The organism is Serratia aquatilis (assembly GCF_044865145.1).
Lineage (GTDB): Bacteria > Pseudomonadota > Gammaproteobacteria > Enterobacterales > Enterobacteriaceae > Chania > Chania aquatilis.
In genome coordinates this window covers 2528387-2547529 of the sequence record NZ_CP173186.1, presented here as the reverse complement: position 1 = coordinate 2547529, position 19143 = coordinate 2528387, and the positions used below count along the sequence as shown (strand labels likewise).

The 19143-nt window shown below is 50.6% G+C and carries 16 protein-coding genes and 2 pseudogenes; 7 read left to right on the top strand and 11 right to left on the bottom strand.

Annotated elements, in window-relative coordinates:
• Positions 1-81: 81 nt before the first annotated feature.
• From SAQUA_RS11475 to SAQUA_RS11465, 3 genes and pseudogenes are all read right to left on the bottom strand, one after another.
• Positions 82-405: a YdbL family protein gene (locus SAQUA_RS11475; protein ID WP_380673571.1), complete on the bottom strand. Its 324-nt coding sequence runs from the start codon at positions 403-405 to the stop codon at positions 82-84.
• An 8-nt stretch (positions 406-413) separates the two neighbouring features.
• Positions 414-611, bottom strand: a complete 198-nt coding sequence (locus tag SAQUA_RS11470; RefSeq protein WP_380673570.1) for a YnbE family lipoprotein — start codon at positions 609-611, stop codon at positions 414-416.
• A pseudogene (locus tag SAQUA_RS11465) lies at positions 608-3215 on the bottom strand (YdbH family protein). Before SAQUA_RS11465 ends, SAQUA_RS11470 begins: the two are co-directional and overlap by 4 nt.
• A gap of 264 nt (positions 3216-3479) precedes the next feature.
• Between SAQUA_RS11465 and SAQUA_RS11460 the strand changes: the two are divergent.
• A complete protein-coding gene (locus tag SAQUA_RS11460) occupies positions 3480-4466 on the top strand; it encodes a 2-hydroxyacid dehydrogenase (protein WP_380673569.1) in 987 nt (328 codons plus the stop codon).
• Positions 4467-4522: 56 nt separating this feature from the next.
• Here SAQUA_RS11460 and SAQUA_RS11455 read toward each other — a convergent pair whose 3' ends face one another.
• The gene (locus SAQUA_RS11455; RefSeq protein ID WP_380673568.1) at positions 4523-4786 is read right to left on the bottom strand and encodes a DUF333 domain-containing protein; all 264 of its coding nucleotides are present in this window, start codon (positions 4784-4786) and stop codon (positions 4523-4525) included.
• Positions 4787-4989: 203 nt separating this feature from the next.
• On the opposite strand from SAQUA_RS11455, the gene SAQUA_RS11450 reads away from it, so the two are divergent.
• A complete protein-coding gene (locus SAQUA_RS11450; protein ID WP_380673567.1) occupies positions 4990-5646 on the top strand; it encodes an MgtC/SapB family protein in 657 nt (218 codons plus the stop codon).
• An 81-nt stretch (positions 5647-5727) separates the two neighbouring features.
• Here the strand turns inward: SAQUA_RS11450 and SAQUA_RS11445 are convergent, their stop codons facing one another.
• Positions 5728-6060 carry an SMR family transporter gene (locus SAQUA_RS11445; RefSeq protein ID WP_380673566.1) on the bottom strand — a complete coding sequence of 111 codons (333 nt, stop codon included), beginning with the start codon at positions 6058-6060 and terminating at the stop codon, positions 5728-5730.
• Positions 6061-6308: 248 nt separating this feature from the next.
• On the opposite strand from SAQUA_RS11445, the gene nifJ reads away from it, so the two are divergent.
• Positions 6309-9842: a pyruvate:ferredoxin (flavodoxin) oxidoreductase gene (gene nifJ, locus SAQUA_RS11440; protein WP_380673565.1), complete on the top strand. Its 3534-nt coding sequence runs from the start codon at positions 6309-6311 to the stop codon at positions 9840-9842.
• 157 nt (positions 9843-9999) lie between these two features.
• Here the strand turns inward: nifJ and umuC are convergent, their stop codons facing one another.
• Together umuC and umuD are read right to left on the bottom strand one after the other, a co-directional pair.
• Positions 10000-11268 (bottom strand): translesion error-prone DNA polymerase V subunit UmuC, encoded by a 1269-nt coding sequence (gene umuC / locus SAQUA_RS11435; protein WP_380673564.1) that lies wholly within the window; start codon positions 11266-11268, stop codon positions 10000-10002.
• Entirely contained in the window at positions 11268-11690 is a 423-nt protein-coding gene (gene umuD / locus SAQUA_RS11430) for a translesion error-prone DNA polymerase V autoproteolytic subunit (protein ID WP_380673563.1), read from the bottom strand. Before umuD ends, umuC begins: the two co-directional genes overlap by 1 nt.
• 125 nt (positions 11691-11815) lie before the next feature.
• Between umuD and SAQUA_RS11425 the strand changes: the two are divergent.
• From SAQUA_RS11425 to SAQUA_RS11415, 3 genes and pseudogenes are all read left to right on the top strand, one after another.
• Positions 11816-11906, top strand: a pseudogene (locus tag SAQUA_RS11425) (site-specific integrase); the annotation flags it as partial.
• A gap of 107 nt (positions 11907-12013) precedes the next feature.
• Positions 12014-12952, top strand: a complete 939-nt coding sequence (gene ttcA, locus SAQUA_RS11420) for a tRNA 2-thiocytidine(32) synthetase TtcA (protein WP_380673562.1) — start codon at positions 12014-12016, stop codon at positions 12950-12952.
• A 181-nt stretch (positions 12953-13133) separates the two neighbouring features.
• Positions 13134-13532 (top strand): VOC family protein, encoded by a 399-nt coding sequence (locus SAQUA_RS11415; protein ID WP_380673561.1) that lies wholly within the window; start codon positions 13134-13136, stop codon positions 13530-13532.
• Positions 13533-13905: 373 nt separating this feature from the next.
• Here SAQUA_RS11415 and zntB read toward each other — a convergent pair whose 3' ends face one another.
• The 3 genes from zntB to SAQUA_RS11400 form a co-directional block, all read right to left on the bottom strand.
• Positions 13906-14889 carry a zinc transporter ZntB gene (zntB, locus tag SAQUA_RS11410; RefSeq protein ID WP_380673560.1) on the bottom strand — a complete coding sequence of 328 codons (984 nt, stop codon included), beginning with the start codon at positions 14887-14889 and terminating at the stop codon, positions 13906-13908.
• Positions 14890-15028: 139 nt separating this feature from the next.
• The gene (locus SAQUA_RS11405; RefSeq protein WP_380673559.1) at positions 15029-16663 is read right to left on the bottom strand and encodes an ABC transporter substrate-binding protein; all 1635 of its coding nucleotides are present in this window, start codon (positions 16661-16663) and stop codon (positions 15029-15031) included.
• Between the two features lie 160 nt (positions 16664-16823).
• Positions 16824-17174: a hypothetical protein gene (locus SAQUA_RS11400; protein ID WP_380673558.1), complete on the bottom strand. Its 351-nt coding sequence runs from the start codon at positions 17172-17174 to the stop codon at positions 16824-16826.
• Positions 17175-17320: 146 nt separating this feature from the next.
• Between SAQUA_RS11400 and mpaA the strand changes: the two genes are divergently transcribed.
• A complete protein-coding gene (gene mpaA / locus SAQUA_RS11395; RefSeq protein WP_380673557.1) occupies positions 17321-18028 on the top strand; it encodes a murein tripeptide amidase MpaA in 708 nt (235 codons plus the stop codon).
• 23 nt (positions 18029-18051) lie between these two features.
• Here the strand turns inward: mpaA and ycjG are convergent, their stop codons facing one another.
• On the bottom strand, positions 18052-19017 hold the full coding sequence (gene ycjG, locus SAQUA_RS11390; protein ID WP_380673556.1) for an L-Ala-D/L-Glu epimerase: 966 nt from the start codon (positions 19015-19017) through the stop codon (positions 18052-18054).
• Positions 19018-19143 lie beyond the last annotated feature (126 nt).

Here is a 19143-nt window from a genome sequence, read left to right as displayed (position 1 = left end):
GAGCAAGATCCCTGCAAAACTGATATAACCCTCAAAACAATTAATGTCTGCATTCCTATTGCGCGCCCTAGGCGCGCTTTTTTATTTCTTCAACCACTGGCCGTTAATGCCACGCACATATTCACCGGCGGGAGCGCGCGTCACCAGTTTCTGCCCTGCCAAACGGGCAACTTCGTCGGTGGCAATATGATTACCTTCTGCCACTTCCTGATATTTTTCGGCTCGTTCGGTATTGATTTTTTTAACCAATGCCTGAGTTTCTGCATCCTTTTTCAACGGGGCAATATAGCCACTCAGCGTTTCACCGACGCGCCCCTGCAGTTTGGCCTCATCTAACGTCAATGCTTGGGCCGCACCGCCAACTAACCAACAGACAGCAAGTAACCAGCGATAATGTTTTTTCATTTTGGCCCCTAGAAAAGATCGCTACGATTTTTCAGCAGATTTTCAACGTCCTTATCCACCTTGATACGGATTTCGTGTTCAATTTTGACATTCATATTGATCGTGATGGGATCCTTGGGTGCCGCCACCTCGATGCGCGGCACACAACCACTGAGCAAGGATGTACCTAGTATGGCTGCCAGCAATGGCCTCGATGTGATCTTCATTGTTGTTCCCCGGGTTTAGAAAGGACCTGCTCCAGCCACTCCTGTAAATTATTACCGAAACGCAGGCTTTGCCAAAGCTGAAACACGTTTTCCTGATGACTATAATTAAGGATAACCTCACGCTTGGCATTTTTCTGCGGATTTACACCCTCAACACGCGCTTTTAACGTTAGTTCCCCCAAATTGTTAAGATTGACACTCGCCTTGGTGCGATTAATTTCCATATAGCGCAACCAATCAATGGCTGCGCCACTCGCCAGGTTATTACTGCCAATGGCATCGGCCATGTCTTTATCCAGCCGCAAAGTCAGTAAGCTGGCATTGGCGATCCAACCGTCGCGAACCAGCCATTTAGGATGATTCAAATAGAGCGGAAGTTCTCCATCGACGAGACCCGACATAGCAAATTGCTTCGGGTTTAACGCGGTAAATAACACACTGAGGTCGATTTTTTCCAGCTTGAGTACTGCTGCGTTGTTCTGCGGCAGGCGCAATGCCGACAGGCTGATATGGCCATTTAACGTATCCATACCAACATGACTCAGCGTGAGCGGGTGCGCCTCGCTAAATGGATAGGCACCCTGCAGATCCGCGCTAATATTTTGTATCTCAAACAGATTACTGAGTGACTTGATACGCAGCATCACCGGCTTTCTAGCGCCAAACTCCCAGCGGTGGTTTTTTAACCGATAGGGCAGCACAAAGTCTACACCACTCATTTCACCGTCTTTTAACCACATACCGCCATTGCGCACTGCCCAATGGCCACCAGCTTCGAATCCCTGCCCACGAGCAGCAGAAAACGCCGATTGAGCATAAAATTCTCCGTCACGCAATTTGATCCCCAGCTCTGGCGAGAGCAGCGGCTGGAACACTACCAATGATTGCTTCGGCCACCAACCCTGCCCCCGTAACCTTTGCCCATCCCAACGGCCTTGCAGAGCGATAGGACCTATTTTTTCGGCTTGTAACGTGCTCTGCCACTGGAAGCTTTCTGGCCCTTGCCCATTCAGTTGCAAATCCAGTACTGAAGGCGGCAGGTGACCACCATCACCAAAACTGATTTTGTCGGCCAACAATTGTGCGCGACCGGTAAGTCGCGCTACCTTAGCATCACGCTGCCAGACGATTGGCTGGCTGAGCGTCAGGCGCGGGGCCGCCACTTTGACCAGCCCATATTTCAGTTGATCAAAACCGGTCGAAAGGCGATCAAGCGTAATCGTTGAGCCCTGCCATTGACCGCTACCCGCGACATCCCAACCCGCTTGTAGCGGAGGCAGTTTACCACTGCCCCAATAGTGCCACTGCCAACCCCCCTGATCTGGCCAGAATGTTTGTGCCTGGCCGTCCAGATGTAACTTGAACTGCCCCCAATAACTATCTCTGGCACGAATAATGGCTTGTAAGCGGCCACTGATACCCTGCGAGGTAACGGTTACTCCGGCCAAAGGTAAACGCGCTTCCTCCAGCTTCATCTCCTTTGCCAAAGGCCCCCAGGCACGCAATAATGATCCCGGCTGTAATGCCAAGGTGGGGTTAAGCAGAGAACCACGAAGTACACCAGGGATTGAGGCCGTGAGCGATAAATTCGCCAGATTAGCCTGGCCGGTAAGCTGAAATGAGCTCGCTGTTTATCAGGCTCACAGTTCCCGGCCCCAGGGTTAGTACGGCATTGCCTTTGCCGTTGTTACCAGCAGTAATCACATTCAGGCGTGCGCTGAGCTGACTTTCACCAAATCCTTCATCCCAGTCATGCAATGCAAGGCTTAGCCCACCACTAAGTGGTTGAGCACCGTATGGCCAATGCCATTCACCTTTATCAATACGGATCTGCTGGGGTGCGACTTCCCACGGTAGTGTTGCCAAAGGTTGGTCTTTGCCCTTCTCCTTTAAGATCAACACACCACGCCGGTGTTGCCAGTGAAAATCCAGCGATAAGGGATTTTCCAGATAGGCGGTTTCCACTTCCCCCTGCAACATGCCCTGGGTTGGCAGATGAGCTAAATCCAACGGTATGGTTGTTTCACCCGTCAGCTTTATTGGCGCGCCACTGTTAGGTGGCGTAATGCTGAGACGAGTAAGCGTTAGTTGCTGATGTGTATTCAACTTTGCCTCAGCACTAAGATTTTGCCCCCAATATTGCAGTCGTTGACCCGCGTCAGAAGACACAACCCTCATTTTACCCGCATAGAGCGGCCATGGAGTGACGCTGAAATGACCGATGGTCAGATCAAATGGTGGGAGTTGATTTTGCAGCCGATCCAACGCAAATGGGGTTTTGCCCCTTTCGGTGGGTAATTTTGAAAAACAACCGGTATCCAGGTTGGCCTGTTCGCTATTTAGCCGCCAGGCACTACGCTGATAAGACAGGCTTACTCCACTCACGCTGGCGATAACACACGCCTGGGCGCTGAAGCTTATAGCGTCGATATGCAACGCGCCATGCTGCCAGCGCAATGGGCCTTGTAAAACCAGTTGGCTACCCGCGGGAAGCCACGGGGTTATTACTCGTGGCAACCACTTTGGCAAAGTTTGCCACAGCGTGATGAACAGAAGGGCAATGCCCGCCATAAACCATAAAGCTACTTTTGATCTCTTTCTCATTACGCGTTGGCTTTAATCATGATGAACACCGATGAGACAAGGTAAATGCTGCCAAATCATAGCGTAATGATGGCACGGATCCTCCGACAGGTGAAGGTGATGCATTCTCATTGTCAGGTTACTCATTTAGTTTCTTGTACTGAATGTCAGGAAAATACGGATGCACTTTATCCCCGCATCTCAAGGCTCGATGCACCCGCTAAGTCATTTTCGTATTTGGCAAAACATGTTAACTTGATCACATAATTATGGGGAGAAACCACGATGAAAATGGCGATTTACAGTACCAAACAGTATGACCGTAAGTATCTTGAACTGGTAAATCAGCAGTTCGGTTATGAACTGGAGTTCTTCGATTTTCTTCTCAGCAAGAAAACGGCCAAAACCGCCGTCGGCTGTAAGGCGGTTTGCATCTTTGTGAACGACGATGGTAGCCGTGAAGTCCTGGAAGAGCTTGCCGCGATTGGGGTGGAGATCCTCGCCCTGCGTTGTGCCGGATTCAATAACGTCGACCTGGATGCCGCCAAAGAGTTAGGTATCAAGGTGGTTCGTGTCCCGGCCTATTCGCCGGAAGCCGTCGCCGAACACGCTATCGGTATGATGATGTGCCTTAACCGCCGTATTCATCGAGCCTATCAGCGAACCCGTGATGCCAACTTCTCACTGGAGGGGTTGATCGGATTCAATATGCATAACCGCACCGCGGGGGTGATCGGTACCGGCAAGATTGGCGTAGCTACGATGCTCATTCTTAAAGGGTTTGGCATGAAACTGTTGGCTTACGATCCTTACCCAAATGCGCAAGCGCTGGAACTGGGAGCGGAATATGTCGATCTGGCAACCCTGTATGCCCAATCTGATGTGATTACCCTGCACTGCCCACTTACGCCCGAAAACCATCATCTGCTAAATGCGAGTGCTTTTGCGATGATGAAAGACGGAGTGATGGTGATAAATACCAGCCGTGGTGGTTTGATCGACTCTTCAGCCGCAATTGACGCGCTGAAACAACAGAAAATCGGCGCGCTAGGAATGGACGTCTATGAAAATGAGCGCGATCTGTTCTTTGAAGACAAATCCAATGATGTCATTCAGGATGATGTTTTCCGCCGGTTATCAGCCTGCCACAACGTGTTATTTACCGGCCACCAAGCATTCCTGACAGAAGAAGCGCTAACCAGCATTTCGGAAACCACGTTGAGGAATATCGATCAGCTTTCTCGCGGAGAAGCTTGCCAAAATCAGCTATAACGCCAGATTTTTCAGTATTTCTATTACCGGGCTGCCTGTCGGCCCGGTAACAGGATTCATCTCGCGTTGGCACAGGTCCCACCGCTCAGCGTAGATTCTTCACACTGTTTACCATTCGGCATCTGGCACATTCTGATCGCATCACCATTCAGCGTGTGCGCAATCGCCGTAACTCCCCCTACGTTTGCGCAATCTGCGCTGGTCGGTATTACACCAATATTGGCGCTGGTTGCAATCTGCGGCGGCTCTTCATTGTTATTACTGCTGCAAGCAGCCAACATCAGTACTGCGCCAGCAAACAGCCATTTTAGCGTAATCATTATTTGTACCCCTGATCCAAGACGACACTGTATAAAATCACCATTACTGGCAACCCTGCGCATGACTGGTAAAAACCAGTTTAATCTAGCCTGTTACATTAATAATGCAAATACGTTTAAGCATTATTTTGACGTTTTTTTGACCTGCGAAGAAATTTGGCTGCCAAATACTCAGGTTACCGTGCTAATACAGGATTTTTCCCATGATTACAGATTTGCTCCTTCGCATCGCCCTGGCTGGCGCACTTGGCGGCCTGATCGGCCTGGAACGACAATTACGCGCTAAAGAAGCGGGTTTGCGCACCCATATTTTAGTCGGCATTGGCAGCGCGATGTTTATGATCGTTTCAAAATATGGTTTCGACGATTTACTCCAGTTGTCACACGTCGAGTTAGACCCGAGCCGGGTTGCGGCACAGGTAGTCAGTGGCATGGGATTTCTCGGTGCGGGTACCATCATTATCCAGAAGCAGATTGTCAAAGGGCTCACCACGGCAGCCGGGCTTTGGGTTACAGCCGCTATTGGATTAGTTATCGGTAGTGGTTTATACGAAATTGGCCTTTATGGCACGCTAATGACATTAGTGGTGCTAGAGGTCTTTCGTCAGTTAAGTAATCGACTACTCGGACATCACCACTTCGTATTACTGCGGCTGACATCGAAGAGCGTACCGGCAGTACTGCTGGAGTTACAGAAAATGCGTATCCGTCCTGCCAGTCTGTCGGTTACCCAGCAAGAAGGGAAAACCGAAGACTGTGAATTGTCGCTGGAAGTAACGCTATCCTCACGGAGGAAAATCACCGACATTTATCAAAAAATCATGATAGTGCCTGGCGTACATTCATTGGATATTCACTGAAAGAGTGAAAAAGTCAAATAACCCGATGCCCCTTTTGCTTGCATCGGGTAATGAGGTGGTATTTCCAGCGATAATATCCAACTAGTGTACAGAGGATTTTGACAGCAAATTAATCACCAATACGCCAGCAATGATTAATCCCATACCCAATATGGCTGGAAGATCCAATTTCTGCTGATAAATAAACACCGCAGCGATGGAAACCAAAACGATCCCCATGCCGGACCAAATGGCATAGACAATACCCAACGGCATTATCTTCACCACCATCGAAAGCCCCCAAAATGAGATAGCATACCCCACCACCACCAGCAGTGAAGGCCATAAGCGTGTAAACCCTTCTGATGCTTTCAACATGGAAGTCGCGATCACTTCAGCGATGATCGCCATCGTTAAATACATAAACCCATTCATCAGTCTGTTTTCCACTTTTATGATGTTTTATCAGTATGAAACATCAAGATTAAATTATCGTTAAACTTCAGCAATAATTGCTCTTTGCACAGTAAATAATAATAAGTATCCGGCGAAATATCACGTTACATCAGATTATTGTGTGCCACACAAATGCGATAAAGCCGAAATATAGGCCTCTGTTAAACTCCAGCGATTACTGCAAGAGGCGCATTTTGCAGCTTTGTGAGCACAGAAAGGTACTTAAGATGATTACTACAGATGGTAATAACGCTGTCGCTTCAGTAGCCTACCGCACGAATGAAGTGATTGCCATTTATCCTATTACCCCCAGTTCCACCATGGCAGAACAGGCCGATGCCTGGTCCGGTGACGGCAGGAAAAACATTTGGGGAGACGTACCTCGCGTAGTGGAGATGCAGTCCGAAGGTGGTGCTATTGCCACCGTGCACGGCGCGTTGCAAACCGGTGCACTATCCACTAGTTTCACTTCTTCCCAGGGGTTGTTATTGATGATCCCAACGCTGTACAAGCTGGCCGGTGAACTGACGCCTTTTGTACTGCACGTAGCAGCACGCACAGTCGCAACCCACGCACTGTCAATTTTTGGCGATCATTCCGACGTGATGGCGGTGCGCCAAACGGGCTGTGCCATGCTTTGTGCCAGCAGTGTGCAGGAGGCGCAAGATTTCGCCCTGATCGCACAAACGGCGACGCTAAACAGCCGCCTGCCTTTTATCCATTTCTTCGATGGTTTCCGTACTTCGCACGAAATCAATAAGATCGCTCCGCTGAGTGACGATACGCTCCTGCAAATGCTGCCTCAGGCCGCTATTGATGCGCATCGCAGCCGTGCGCTGTCGCCGGATCATCCCGTAGTACGAGGAACCTCTGCCAACCCGGATACCTACTTCCAGGCGCGTGAAGCCACCAATCCGTGGTACGACAACACCTACCGGCATGTCAGCGAAGCGATGGGAAAATTTGCCCACCTCACTGGGCGTTCTTATCAACCGTTCGAATATTACGGCCACCCTCAGGCTGAACGGGTAGTGATCCTGATGGGTTCCGCAATCGGCACCTGTGAGGAGGTCATCGACCACCTGCTGACGCATGGTGAGAACGTGGGCATCGTCAAAGTCCGGCTTTTCCGCCCTTTCTCGGCCAAACATCTGATCGCCACACTGCCGGAGAGCGTAAAAAAAATTGCCGTACTGGATCGCACCAAAGAGCCAGGTGCTTTGGCAGAACCCCTGTATCTGGATGTGATGACCGCGCTGGCGGAAGCCTTCAGCCGAGGTGAGCGCCCTACGCTACCACTGGTGATTGGTGGGCGTTATGGGCTTTCCTCCAAAGAATTTGGCCCGGATTGCGCATTGGCGGTTTTCCATGAGTTGACACTGGATAAACCGCGTCCACGTTTCACCGTGGGTATTTTTGACGACGTTACCGGCCTTTCCTTACCGGTTGGTGAACAAAGCCTGCCTCAGCGCGCCTCGCTGGAAGCGCTGTTCTATGGTTTAGGCAGTGATGGGTCAGTTTCTGCGACCAAGAACAATATCAAGATCGTCGGCAACAGTACGCCAATGTATGCCCAAGGCTATTTTGTCTACGACTCGAAAAAAGCCGGTGGCCTGACGGTTTCCCACCTGCGGGTTAGCGATACCCCTATCAACTCGGCGTATCTGGTCAACCGCGCAGACTTTGTGGGCTGTCACCAGTGGCAGTTTATCGACAAATACCAGATGGTGGAGCGGCTGAAACCCGGTGGGATATTCTTGTTGAATACCCCCTACAGCACTGAAGAGGTATGGTCACGTCTGCCACAGGAAGTACAGGCGATGCTTCATCAGCGCCAGGCAAAATTCTTTATCATCAATGCGGCCAAACTGGCGCGTGAATGCCAGTTGGGTGCTCGCATTAACACCGTTATGCAGATGGCGTTCTTCCATCTGACGCAGGTTTTACCCGGCGATGTCGCCCTGCAACAGCTTCAGGACGCCATAGCCCGCAGCTACAGCAATAAAGGCCAAGAAGTTGTTGAACGTAACTGGCAAGCCCTGGGTGCTACGCTGAATGCATTGGCGGAAATCCCGCTGCAGCCAATCGACAACCATAGCCCAATGCGGCCTCCAGTCGTGTCTGACGCTGCGCCGGACTTTGTAAAAACCGTGACCGCCGCAATGTTGGCCGGGTTAGGTGATGCATTGCCGGTCTCTGCCTTCCCACCGGATGGCACTTGGCCTGTAGGCACTACCCAATGGGAAAAACGCAATATTGCTGAAGCGATCCCTATCTGGCAGCCGGACTTATGTACCCAGTGCAACCACTGTGTTGCCGCCTGTCCGCACTCTGCCATACGTGCCAAAGTGGTTCCACCTGCGGCCATGGAACAGGCCCCCAATACGTTACACTCTCTGGATGTAAAAGCGCGCGATATGCGTGGACAGAAATATGTCCTGCAAGTGGCCCCAGAGGACTGCACCGGCTGTAACCTGTGTGTAGAGGTTTGCCCAGCGAAAGATCGCCAGAATCCGGAAATCAAGGCGATCAATATGGCATCTCGCCTCCAGCATCTGGAAGAGGAAAAGGCACATTACGATTTCTTCCTGCAACTGCCGGAAATCGATCCTGCGCAGATGGAGCGTATCGATATCCGCACCTCGCAGCTCATATCACCGCTGTTTGAGTACTCTGGTGCCTGCTCGGGTTGCGGAGAAACGCCATACATAAAGCTGCTCACCCAACTTTATGGCGACCGCCTGCTGATTGCCAACGCTACTGGTTGCTCTTCGATCTACGGCGGGAATCTGCCAACCACGCCTTATACCACTAATGCTGATGGCCGTGGACCAGCATGGGCAAACTCGCTGTTTGAGGATAATGCCGAATTTGGTCTGGGCTTCCGCCTGACGGTGGACCAACACCGAACCCGTGTATTGCGCCTGCTTGCTACGCTGGCACCGCAATTGCCGGACCACCTGGTTACCTCACTCCAGGCAGAAGAGATGGCCATAGTAGCGCGCCGCGAACAGATCGCCGAACTTCGACATCTTCTGGCCACTATCGAGGGTAACGATGCCCGTCAACTTGCTACGGATGCCGATTATCTGGTGGATAAATCCATCTGGCTGATTGGGGGAGATGGCTGGGCTTATGATATCGGCTTTGGTGGACTGGATCATGTTCTCAGCCTGACAGAGAACGTCAATGTGCTGGTGCTGGATACTCAATGTTATTCCAATACCGGTGGGCAACAGTCAAAAGCCACCCCACTGGGCGCGGTGACCAAGTTTGGCGAACATGGCAAGCGCAAGGCGCGTAAAGATCTGGGCGTCAGCATGATGATGTATGGTCATGTGTATGTTGCACAGATTTCGCTGGGTGCACAGCTTAACCAAACGGTCAAAGCGATTCAGGAGGCAGAATCCTACCCTGGGCCGTCACTGATCATCGCCTATAGCCCTTGTGAAGAACACGGTTACGATCTGGCCCTCAGTCATGATCAGATGAAACAGTTGACCGCAACAGGTTTCTGGCCGTTGTACCGCTTCGATCCACGCCGTAAAGCAGAAGGTAAAGCGGCATTGGCGTTAGACTCACGGCCACCAAATAACGAACTGGCGGCAACCCTGAATAAAGAGCAGCGTTTCCGCCGCCTTAATACGCAACAGCCTGAAGTCGCCGCGGCTCTGTATAAAGCGGCAGAACAGGAGCTACAGGAAAAATACGACTTCCTCAGTTTGCTGGCGGGTAAAGCAGAAAAGAACGCTTCAGAGTAGTCACACAGGGCGCGGTTCGCGCCCTCAGACTGCTGACAAAGCCCATTATTAGGGGGAGCGTGCCGAAGGGGTCGTAACGGCGTAAGCCGTCGGAGTGCCCCTCGGGGCGCGGTTCGCGCCCTTTTTCTGATGGAGCACCTCCGTTCATACTTGATTATCAGTACACCCTGGCGTGCGGCAGATCGCTGAGCCTGGTGGTATATGCCGGAGAGAGCAACTCCCGCTTCATTGCCCATGCCTGATCGGCCCCTTGCCCTGCAAACCAGATTTTCGCCCCCCCTGATTTATTGATCGTGTCTAATACTTTCATCAACTGCTCACTGTTGGGCTGAGGCCGGTATTCGTCGAATAACTCAAACTGCGCCACTCCCTGACTGAAAAAGTCTTGCAACATCACTCCGCCTTTCTGGTAGCGATGGCCGGGTCGCCAGATTGCATCCAGGCAGCGCATTGCGGCGGTGATAATATCGCGCGTATCCTGCGTAGGTATGCTCAGCAGTATGTTGGCGGAGTTACCGTAATATGCCTCATTGGCCGAGAACGGGCTGGTTTTGATCCACGCACTCACGTGCCGACAATATTGACGTTCCTCCCGCAACTTTTCGGCCGCTCGCGTTGCGTACATGCAAATCGCCTGATGCATTTGCTCGTACTCAGTGATCCGTTCACCAAAAGAGCGAGAACAGATGATCTGCTGTTTGGTTGCCGCAAATTCTTCAAGAACCAGGCACGGTTCACCACGTAGCTCCCTCACCGTTCGCTCTATAACCACGCTGAAATGCTTACGCATCATGGCTGTGCTTGCATCCGCTAACTGCAGTGCCGTTTCGATCCCTAGCATGTTCAGCTTTTTTGATATCTGGCGGCCGATGCCCCACACCTCTGCCACTGGCACTAGGTTCATCAGCTTGCGCTGCCGCAGCGGATCGGACAAGTCGACAACGCCACCGGTATTGTCCCACTTCTTGGCGGCAAAATTTGCCAGCTTTGCCAAGGTTTTGGTTTGAGCAATACCGACACCTATCTTTAGACCTGTATCACGCAATACGCGGGTGCGGATCTGGCGCCCAAATGCCTCGAGCTCAATGTGATTATCCACACCGGTCAAATCAAGAAAGCTTTCATCAATAGAATACATTTCCACGTGGGGGACCATTTCATCCAGAATGGTCATCACTCGAGCAGACATATCGGCATAAAGCTCGTAATTACTGCTGAATGCGACCCCACCCGCACGCTCGAATTGTTGCTTAATCTTGAAATAGGGTCCCCCCATGGGAAGCCTCAATTGTTTCGCCTCTTTATTGCGAGCTACAACACAGCCATCATTATTGGAAAGCACCACGACAGGCCGGCCACGCAAGTCTGGCCGCCATAGGGTTTCACAGCTTGCATAAAAGTTATTTACATCCGCTAGCGCGTACATTATTTGAGTCTCGTGATTGACGATACAACGACACCGACAACCTCCATATCATCCCGCCCTTCCTGCAGCGGGATCGGCTTATACTTGGGGTTCATCGGTTCCAGTTGCGGGTAAGGGCGTAAACACAAGCGCTTGACAGTGAATTCACCCGCAATACTCGCTATCACGATGTCGCCATGAACTGGATTGATGCTGCGGTCGACAACCAGCATCGAGCCTTCGGTAATACCAGCTTCAAGCATTGAGTCCCCAGTGGCGTAAAGGAAATAGGTCGCGTTAGGATGACTGATGCAATACTCGTTAAGGTCAATTCTGGCATGAATATAGTCCTGCGCAGGGCTTGGAAAGCCTGCGGGTACTCTGTCAGCAAACAAGGGGATAAATAGCTTTTCTGGTGTTGGGGTTGGAACAAAGTGCTTCATGGCACATCTCCTTATACTGTTTTTTTATACAGTATAGCTATGATAAATAGCGCGGGAAAGGTGGATTTTCCTGTGACGGGTATCAGCATGATCGATAAAGAAAGAAAGTCATTCACCCATCTGTAAGATGGGGCGCCACCGTAAAACGCGCTGGTATTCGGCGTCGTAATCCGTACCATACGCGACATGCTTTTTTCTGCAGATTGTTGTTGAACAGTGCGTCCTTTTTTTATCACCCGCCAGGCGGGTATGATAATGCACAACAGATGTGTGAAACGTTTTGCCCCTAATTTTGCCCCTTTTGAGATTTGAGAAGTAATGAAATGATTGATAATCAAACCGTTAAACCAAAAGAGCAGTACAACTTGAACAAATTGCAAAAGCGGCTGCGCCGTAATGTGGGTGAAGCGATCGCAGACTTCAACATGATCGAAGAAGGCGATCGCATCATGGTTTGCCTGTCTGGCGGTAAAGACAGTTACACCATGCTCGAGATCTTGCGTAACCTGCAGCAGAGCGCTCCGGTAAATTTTTCACTGATTGCCGTAAATCTCGATCAGAAGCAGCCCGGTTTCCCGGAGCACATTTTGCCTGCCTATCTGGAAAGCCTGGGGGTGGAATACAAGATCGTCGAAGAAAATACCTACGGCATTGTTAAAGATAAAATACCTGAAGGCAAAACCACCTGTTCCCTGTGCTCACGCCTGCGCCGAGGTATTCTCTATCGCACCGCAACTGAGCTGGGAGCGACCAAGATTGCCCTTGGTCACCACCGCGACGATATTCTGCAGACGCTGTTCCTCAACATGTTTTACGGCGGCAAGTTGAAAGGAATGCCACCAAAATTGATGAGTGACGATGGTAAACATGTGGTGATCCGCCCATTGGCCTATTGCCGCGAGAAAGATATAGAGCGTTTCTCTATCGCTAAAGCCTTCCCGATCATCCCGTGCAATCTTTGCGGTTCACAGCCCAACCTACAGCGACAAGTGATTGGTGACATGCTGCGCGATTGGGATAAACGTTATCCGGGTCGCATCGAGACCATGTTCACCGCAATGCAGAATGTGGTGCCTTCTCATTTGTGCGATACCACACTGTTTGACTTTAAAGGTATTCACCACGGCAGCGAAGTGGTTGATGGGGGTGACCTGGCCTTTGACCGTGAAGATATTCCGCTGCAACCGATAGGCTGGCAACCGGAAGAGACTGATGACAACTCGCCAGCATTTGAGCGCCTGAACGTGTTGGAAATCAAGTAACTCCCCCTATCCGCCTGCGTCAGCGGGCGGTTATGCTCACCATGCAATTCGCATTATTTAACGAGCTTTATCAGCACCCCTTCTGTAGTTTTCGATCCTGCTCACATTTAACGCATAAAGAGCCTGACAGTGAGGATTATTCGCTATACTGTATATAAAAACAGTATATAGGAGAGAGTAAATGAATATTACCCCTTGTATTTCTCATGTCTCACTGGGAACCAACCATTTTGATGCCGCTGCGCAATTTTACGACCATGTTCTCGCTGCGTTAGGTTGCCGGCGTGTCCTGGAACATCCCGGTGCGATTGGTTATGGCCGCGATTACCCAGAGTTCTGGCTGCAAGTGCCGATAGACGGTAAACCCGCCGGAACTGCAAATGGGGTACACATCGGCTTTTTTGCTACCAGCAAGAAACAGGTTGACGAGTTTTATCAACAAGCCTTGGCTTCTGGTGCTCAGGATGAGGGCGCACCGGGCTCTCGCCCGCATTACGGCGCGGCTTATTATGGCTGCTTTGTTCGCGATCTGGATGGTCACAAGATTGAGGCCAGCTTCTGGGACGAAAGCGCGGCTTAAAAGCGTTTATCAAGGCGAGCGTTGGTATGATGAACCAACAGCGTTCGCTATGCTTGGCTGAGGAAAAACTTGTTGAAGTGAGACTCAAGGTAAAAAGAAGACAAAAAAATGCCGGTAATTAAACCGGCATCGTATGAATCAAATGTGCTATGCAGTAATTCTAAAAATAAGAAAATAAGACAATTATGGAGCGCAACGCCCATCGCTTGACGTTGCATTCACCTGCGGGAAAGATAATGCCGTACTTCACGTGAACAAATCTTGATACTGCTCAATTTTAATGTCGTTTTTCGCGTTTTTTGAAAGACTGTGTTCCCTTAACTGCACGCGAGCGCCGCTGGCGTTCATTTGCGCGTACTCAAGGGACACAGGTCTACAACCAACGGCTACGCTTAAGCCACCAGGCAACACCGCACACCAGCGCTAACAGCATGGAACAAAAGAACGCAAAAGCCACAGGGCTGTCGCTCCCAGGAATACCCCCCAAGTTGACACCAAATAACCCGGTCAGAAAGGTGGTTGGCAAGAATACCATCGCCATCAGCGACATGGTGTAAGTACGGCGGTTCATTGCGTCAGCCATAACCGTGGTAATTTCATCAGAAAGAATAGCCGTGCGGGCAACACCGCCATCCAGATCGTCCAGCCCACGCCCTAATCGATCGGCAATGCCCTGCATACGACGACGATCGTCATCATCCATCCACGGTAACCGTTCGTTCGCCAAACGCGAGAAAACATCACGCTGTGGGGCCATGTAGCGGCGTAGAACAATCAACTGCTTGCGAATAAGGGCCAATTGCCCCCGCTCTGGGATCTGTTGTTCCAATAATGCATCTTCAAGATCGATAATTTTATCGTGCAGGTCTTCAATAAATTCGCTGGCATGATCGGTGAGCGCATCGGCAATCTCTACCAGCCAATTGCCGCTAGTGGTGGGCCCACTGCCATTCTGTAACCCATTGACAACTTCATCAATGGAGTAAACTTTACGATGGCGGGTGGAGATAATCAGCTTGTCGGTCATATAGACCCGGAACGTAACCAACTGGTCTGGTCTTGAGTCCACGTTGAAATTGATGCCACGCAGCGTGATCATCGTCCCTTCGCCCAAGCGGTTGACACGCGGGCGAGAACTTTCTCCTGAGAGTGCCTCCCTGAACGCATCAGGCAGCAACGGTGTGGTTGCCAACCATTCGGCACTGGCCGGTTTTTCATAATCAAGGTGCAACCAGCAGGGTTGTGCGCAAGTAGCCTGATCATCATCATTTATTGGCGTGGTTCCACCCTTGCCGTCGAGTTGATACGCATAGACTGCGTCAGGCACCTGTAACTCGCGCCCCTCAATGACATTCATTCAATACCCTCTTCATTCAATGAATTAACCAGAGCCCAGTCCTGTCACCATAAGGCTCAAAGGGCTTGGGACGACTCATGGCTTTAATGTAAAAAACCCCGTATCGACGGGGTTATCAGCAATATCACTGTCGCGAAAATCAATGTTTCAGGATATACATTTCCTGGCTGTAGGCGACATCTTCAGGGTTGGTGATCGGATACCCTTTAACCCACGGCTTAATCAAGCGGCCATTGGTGTATTGATAAATGGGTGCTATCGGAGCCTCCGCCGCAATCATCTGCTCCGCCTTGTTGTAATCAGCGGTCAATGCCTTTGGATCCGTCACGCGGCTGGCATCAGCCAACAGACGATCGTATTCCGGGCTCTTGAATTTGGCGATATTACCACTGTGCGACGAGGTAAGCAGAGAAAGGAAGGTTGAGGCCTCATTATAATCCCCCACCCAGGATGCACGTACCACATCGAAATTACCGGTATTGCGGCTATCAATATAGGTTTTCCACTCCTGATTTTGCAGCTTAACGTCAACACCCAACGTTTTCTTCCACATCGAAGCGACGGCAATGGCAATCTTTTGATGACTCTCCGAAGTATTATACAACAGGGTTAATTTAAGTGGGTTATTAGGACCATAACCCGCTGCCTGCATCATCGCTTTCGCTTGTGCATTCAGCTCTTCCTGCGTGTGTTGCTGCAATAGACTGATTTGCGGTTTAAACCCAGCCGTAACGTCCGGCGTAAAGTGATAGGCAGGTTTCTCACCGGTACCCAAGACTTTTTCAGCAATAATATTGCGATCAATAGCATACGACAGCGCCTTACGCACACGGACGTCATTAGTTGGCGCACGTTGGGTGTTGAAAGCGTAATAATAAGTCCCGAGTTGATCGGGGGTGTATACCTGCCCCGGAATATCTTTCAGTAACTTCTGATACATCGTTTTAGGGAAGGATTCGGTGATATCAATGTCACCGGCCAGGTAACGTTTGGTGGCGTTAGATTCCTGATTAATCGGCACGAAGGTGACCTTGGTCAGGACGGTATGCGCATGATCCCAATAGTTATCATTCGGTACCAGCACCAGTTTTTCGTTCACTACCCGATCCTGCAATTTAAACGCGCCATTGCCGACCAGATTACCTACCTTGGTCCAATCGTTGCCAAATTTCTCGACCGTATCTTTGGGCACCGGGAACAAACTGAAATTGGCTGTCAGGCTGACAAAATAAGGCACGGGCTTGTTTAGCTGTACTTTTAACGTATGGTCGTCCACTGCCACTACACCAAGCCTGTCTACCGGTAATTTACCGGCAATAATTTCTTCGGCATTCTGAATACCGGCTAATTGAGCAAACCAGGCAAAGGGTGACAAACTCTTCGGATCTACCAGACGTTGCCAGCTATAGACGAAATCCTTTGCTGTGACAGGGTCACCGTTTGACCAACGCGCGTCTTTGCGCAGAGTAAATAAGTAGGTTTGGTTATCACTGGTTTGCCAACGCGTCGCAACACCAGGGATCACTTTGCCATAGGCATCCTGATTAACCAGACCTTCAAACAGATCGCGTGCCACCTGCGCTTCTGGCAGCCCAACGGCCTTTATCGGATCGAGGGAAGCCGGTTCATCTTTGATATGGCGAACAATCTCCTGCTTCTCCGCCAGTTGAGTGCCTGAGGGAACCTGGGCAGCCGTTGCGCTCCCCATTGCAGCAGTGATTGCTACCGTACAAAGCGCCAAACGAAAACTCTGATGAATTTTTCTTTTCGCCATTACCAATATCCCCCAGTTAACCATCTGAATTATTTATCATATAGCACAAGATCCACCTTACCTATAGCTCGATAGTGACAAGATTGTAAAAACCGTACCTCAGACAGTAAAAAGCCCGCACCGCTTAGTTGGCGATGCGGGCTGAACCAATCAATACCTGTCAGTCGTAAATATGAATACTGGCGATCTGATAGCTGAACTCTTCCCCTTCCTCTTCATCGAAGATGGTGAAAAAACTTTTTTCAGCCAAAGGATTGAGCTGAATATCGGTTTTCTGTAGCTGGCGCGAGTCAATGTCGTCATAACCATAATCAAGGAAAAACTCACCTTTTTGATGATCTATGTGCAGCGTAAACGGGTAGTTGGATTCATCTCCACGCCCGTCGTCGTTTTTCACCACTCCAAACCATTCCCCTTGCCGGATCTGGTTTTCCGAATCCACGCCACACAGTAACGTAATGGTGTCTTTTTCGTTTTCGCTGTAACGCGCAACAATTCTGGCAACTGGCATGTTAAATCCTCTTTATAGTTAACTTCCGTCGATAGTATAACAACAGCAGTTGCGTTATTCGCTCAACAGACTGGGAAAGAAAAGTTAAAGCGTAATACACTGAACAAAATAGCAATCACTCTTACTTGGCCTGAAGGAACAACCGCATGATCCAACACAGACCGCGCAGTGAGCGCGGCCAACTGGCAGTAACAGGTGAAAATTACGGGAAATCGCTACTGGGAGCGCCGCTGCTCTATTTTCCGGCAGCAACTCGCCGCCCAGAAACTGGATTGGTGATTGCCGGCACCCACGGCGACGAAAATGCTACCGTTGTGGCATTATCTTGCGCGCTACGCAGTATTGCCCCCAAACAATTGCTTCACCACGTGATCTTGTCAGTCAACCCCGATGGTTGCCAACTCGGATTACGTTCCAACGCTAACGGCGTCGACCTGAATCGTAATTTCCCCGCCGCCAACTGGCGCTCTGGCGATACCATTTACCGCTGGAATAGCGCTGCCGAGGCTCGTGATGTCAGGCTATCCACCGGCGGCAGGCCAGGTTCCGAACCAGAAACCCAGGCTCTATGCCATCTTATACATTGGTTAAAGCCAAGCTGGGTAGTTTCATTCCATGAACCACTAGCCTGTATTGAGGATCCGGAGAACTCCAGACTGGGTGCCTGGTTGGCATATCAATTCACCCTACCGTTAGTAACCAGTGTGGGCTATGAAACCCCAGGGTCTTTCGGCAGTTGGTGCGCAGACTTGTCCTTGCCCTGTATTACGGCCGAATTCCCACCGATCTCTGCCGATGCGGCCAGTGAGAAATACCTGGATGCGATGGTGAAATTACTTACCTATTCTGACTAATCCGGTAGCAATATGCGGTGTAGCTAAAGATTTATTGCACCGCATTCGAAGGCCAAGCCGGGTTTGACGTCTTGCGCCAACCAGGTAGGACCATCAAGATCGACAAAGCGGGCTCCAGATACCAGCGGTAATGCCGCCGCGATAGCTCTGGAAGTACAAAGCATGCAGCCGAGCATAATATCGAAACCTTGTTCACGGGCACGCTGGGCAAGTTTCAACCCTTCAGTCAGCCCACCGGTTTTATCCAGTTTAATATTGACCATCTGGTAACGCCCTGCCAACCGCGCCACATCATCACTGGTATGACAGCTTTCATCGGCACAAATGGGTAACGGGTGGATGAAGTTTTCCAACGCGCTATCGTCGGTAGCAGGTAAAGGTTGTTCCAGCATGGCTACGCCTAAATCTGCCAGAAGCTGGCAACGTCCAGCCAACCCTTCCGCTTGCCACGATTCATTGGCATCAACAATTAGGGTTACCTGAGGTACAGCAGCACGGATCGCCACCAGCCTTTCGCTGATAAAACGATCGTCAAGCTTGATTTTCAACAGCGTTGCACCCTGCCTTTCCTGCTCTCTGGCAGCAAATGCCATGGCCTCTGGCGTACCAATCGCGATGGTTTGCGCCATAACAACGCTTTGCGGTGCGCTAACACCGCTGAGCTGCCACAGATCCTGGCTACTCAAACGGCACTCCAAATCCCACAAGGCAGAATCGACGGCATTGCGCGCGGCACCCGCAGGCATCAAACTTTGTAACTCCTGCCGGGTAGCGCCTTGTGATATTGCTGGCATGACTTCCGCGAGTTGTTGCATAACTGAAGCCTCGCTTTCACCGTAGCGCGGATATGGCGTGCATTCGCCAACGCCACATATCCCCTGCTGTTGGATTTCCACCACCACCACTTTGGCTTCGGTTCGGCTACCGCGAGCAATCACAAATGCCGTATGTAATGGCCAGGCCTCAGGGTAAAAACGCATGCTTCTCATAATTGCTCCTGAATAAGAAAACGCAAAAGTCAGCTGACGACGCAGAGATATTTTGCCAGTGCTCACAACGTCGTTCACATGCAAAGACAGAACACAGGCTAACATAACCAATTAATTAACAAACTT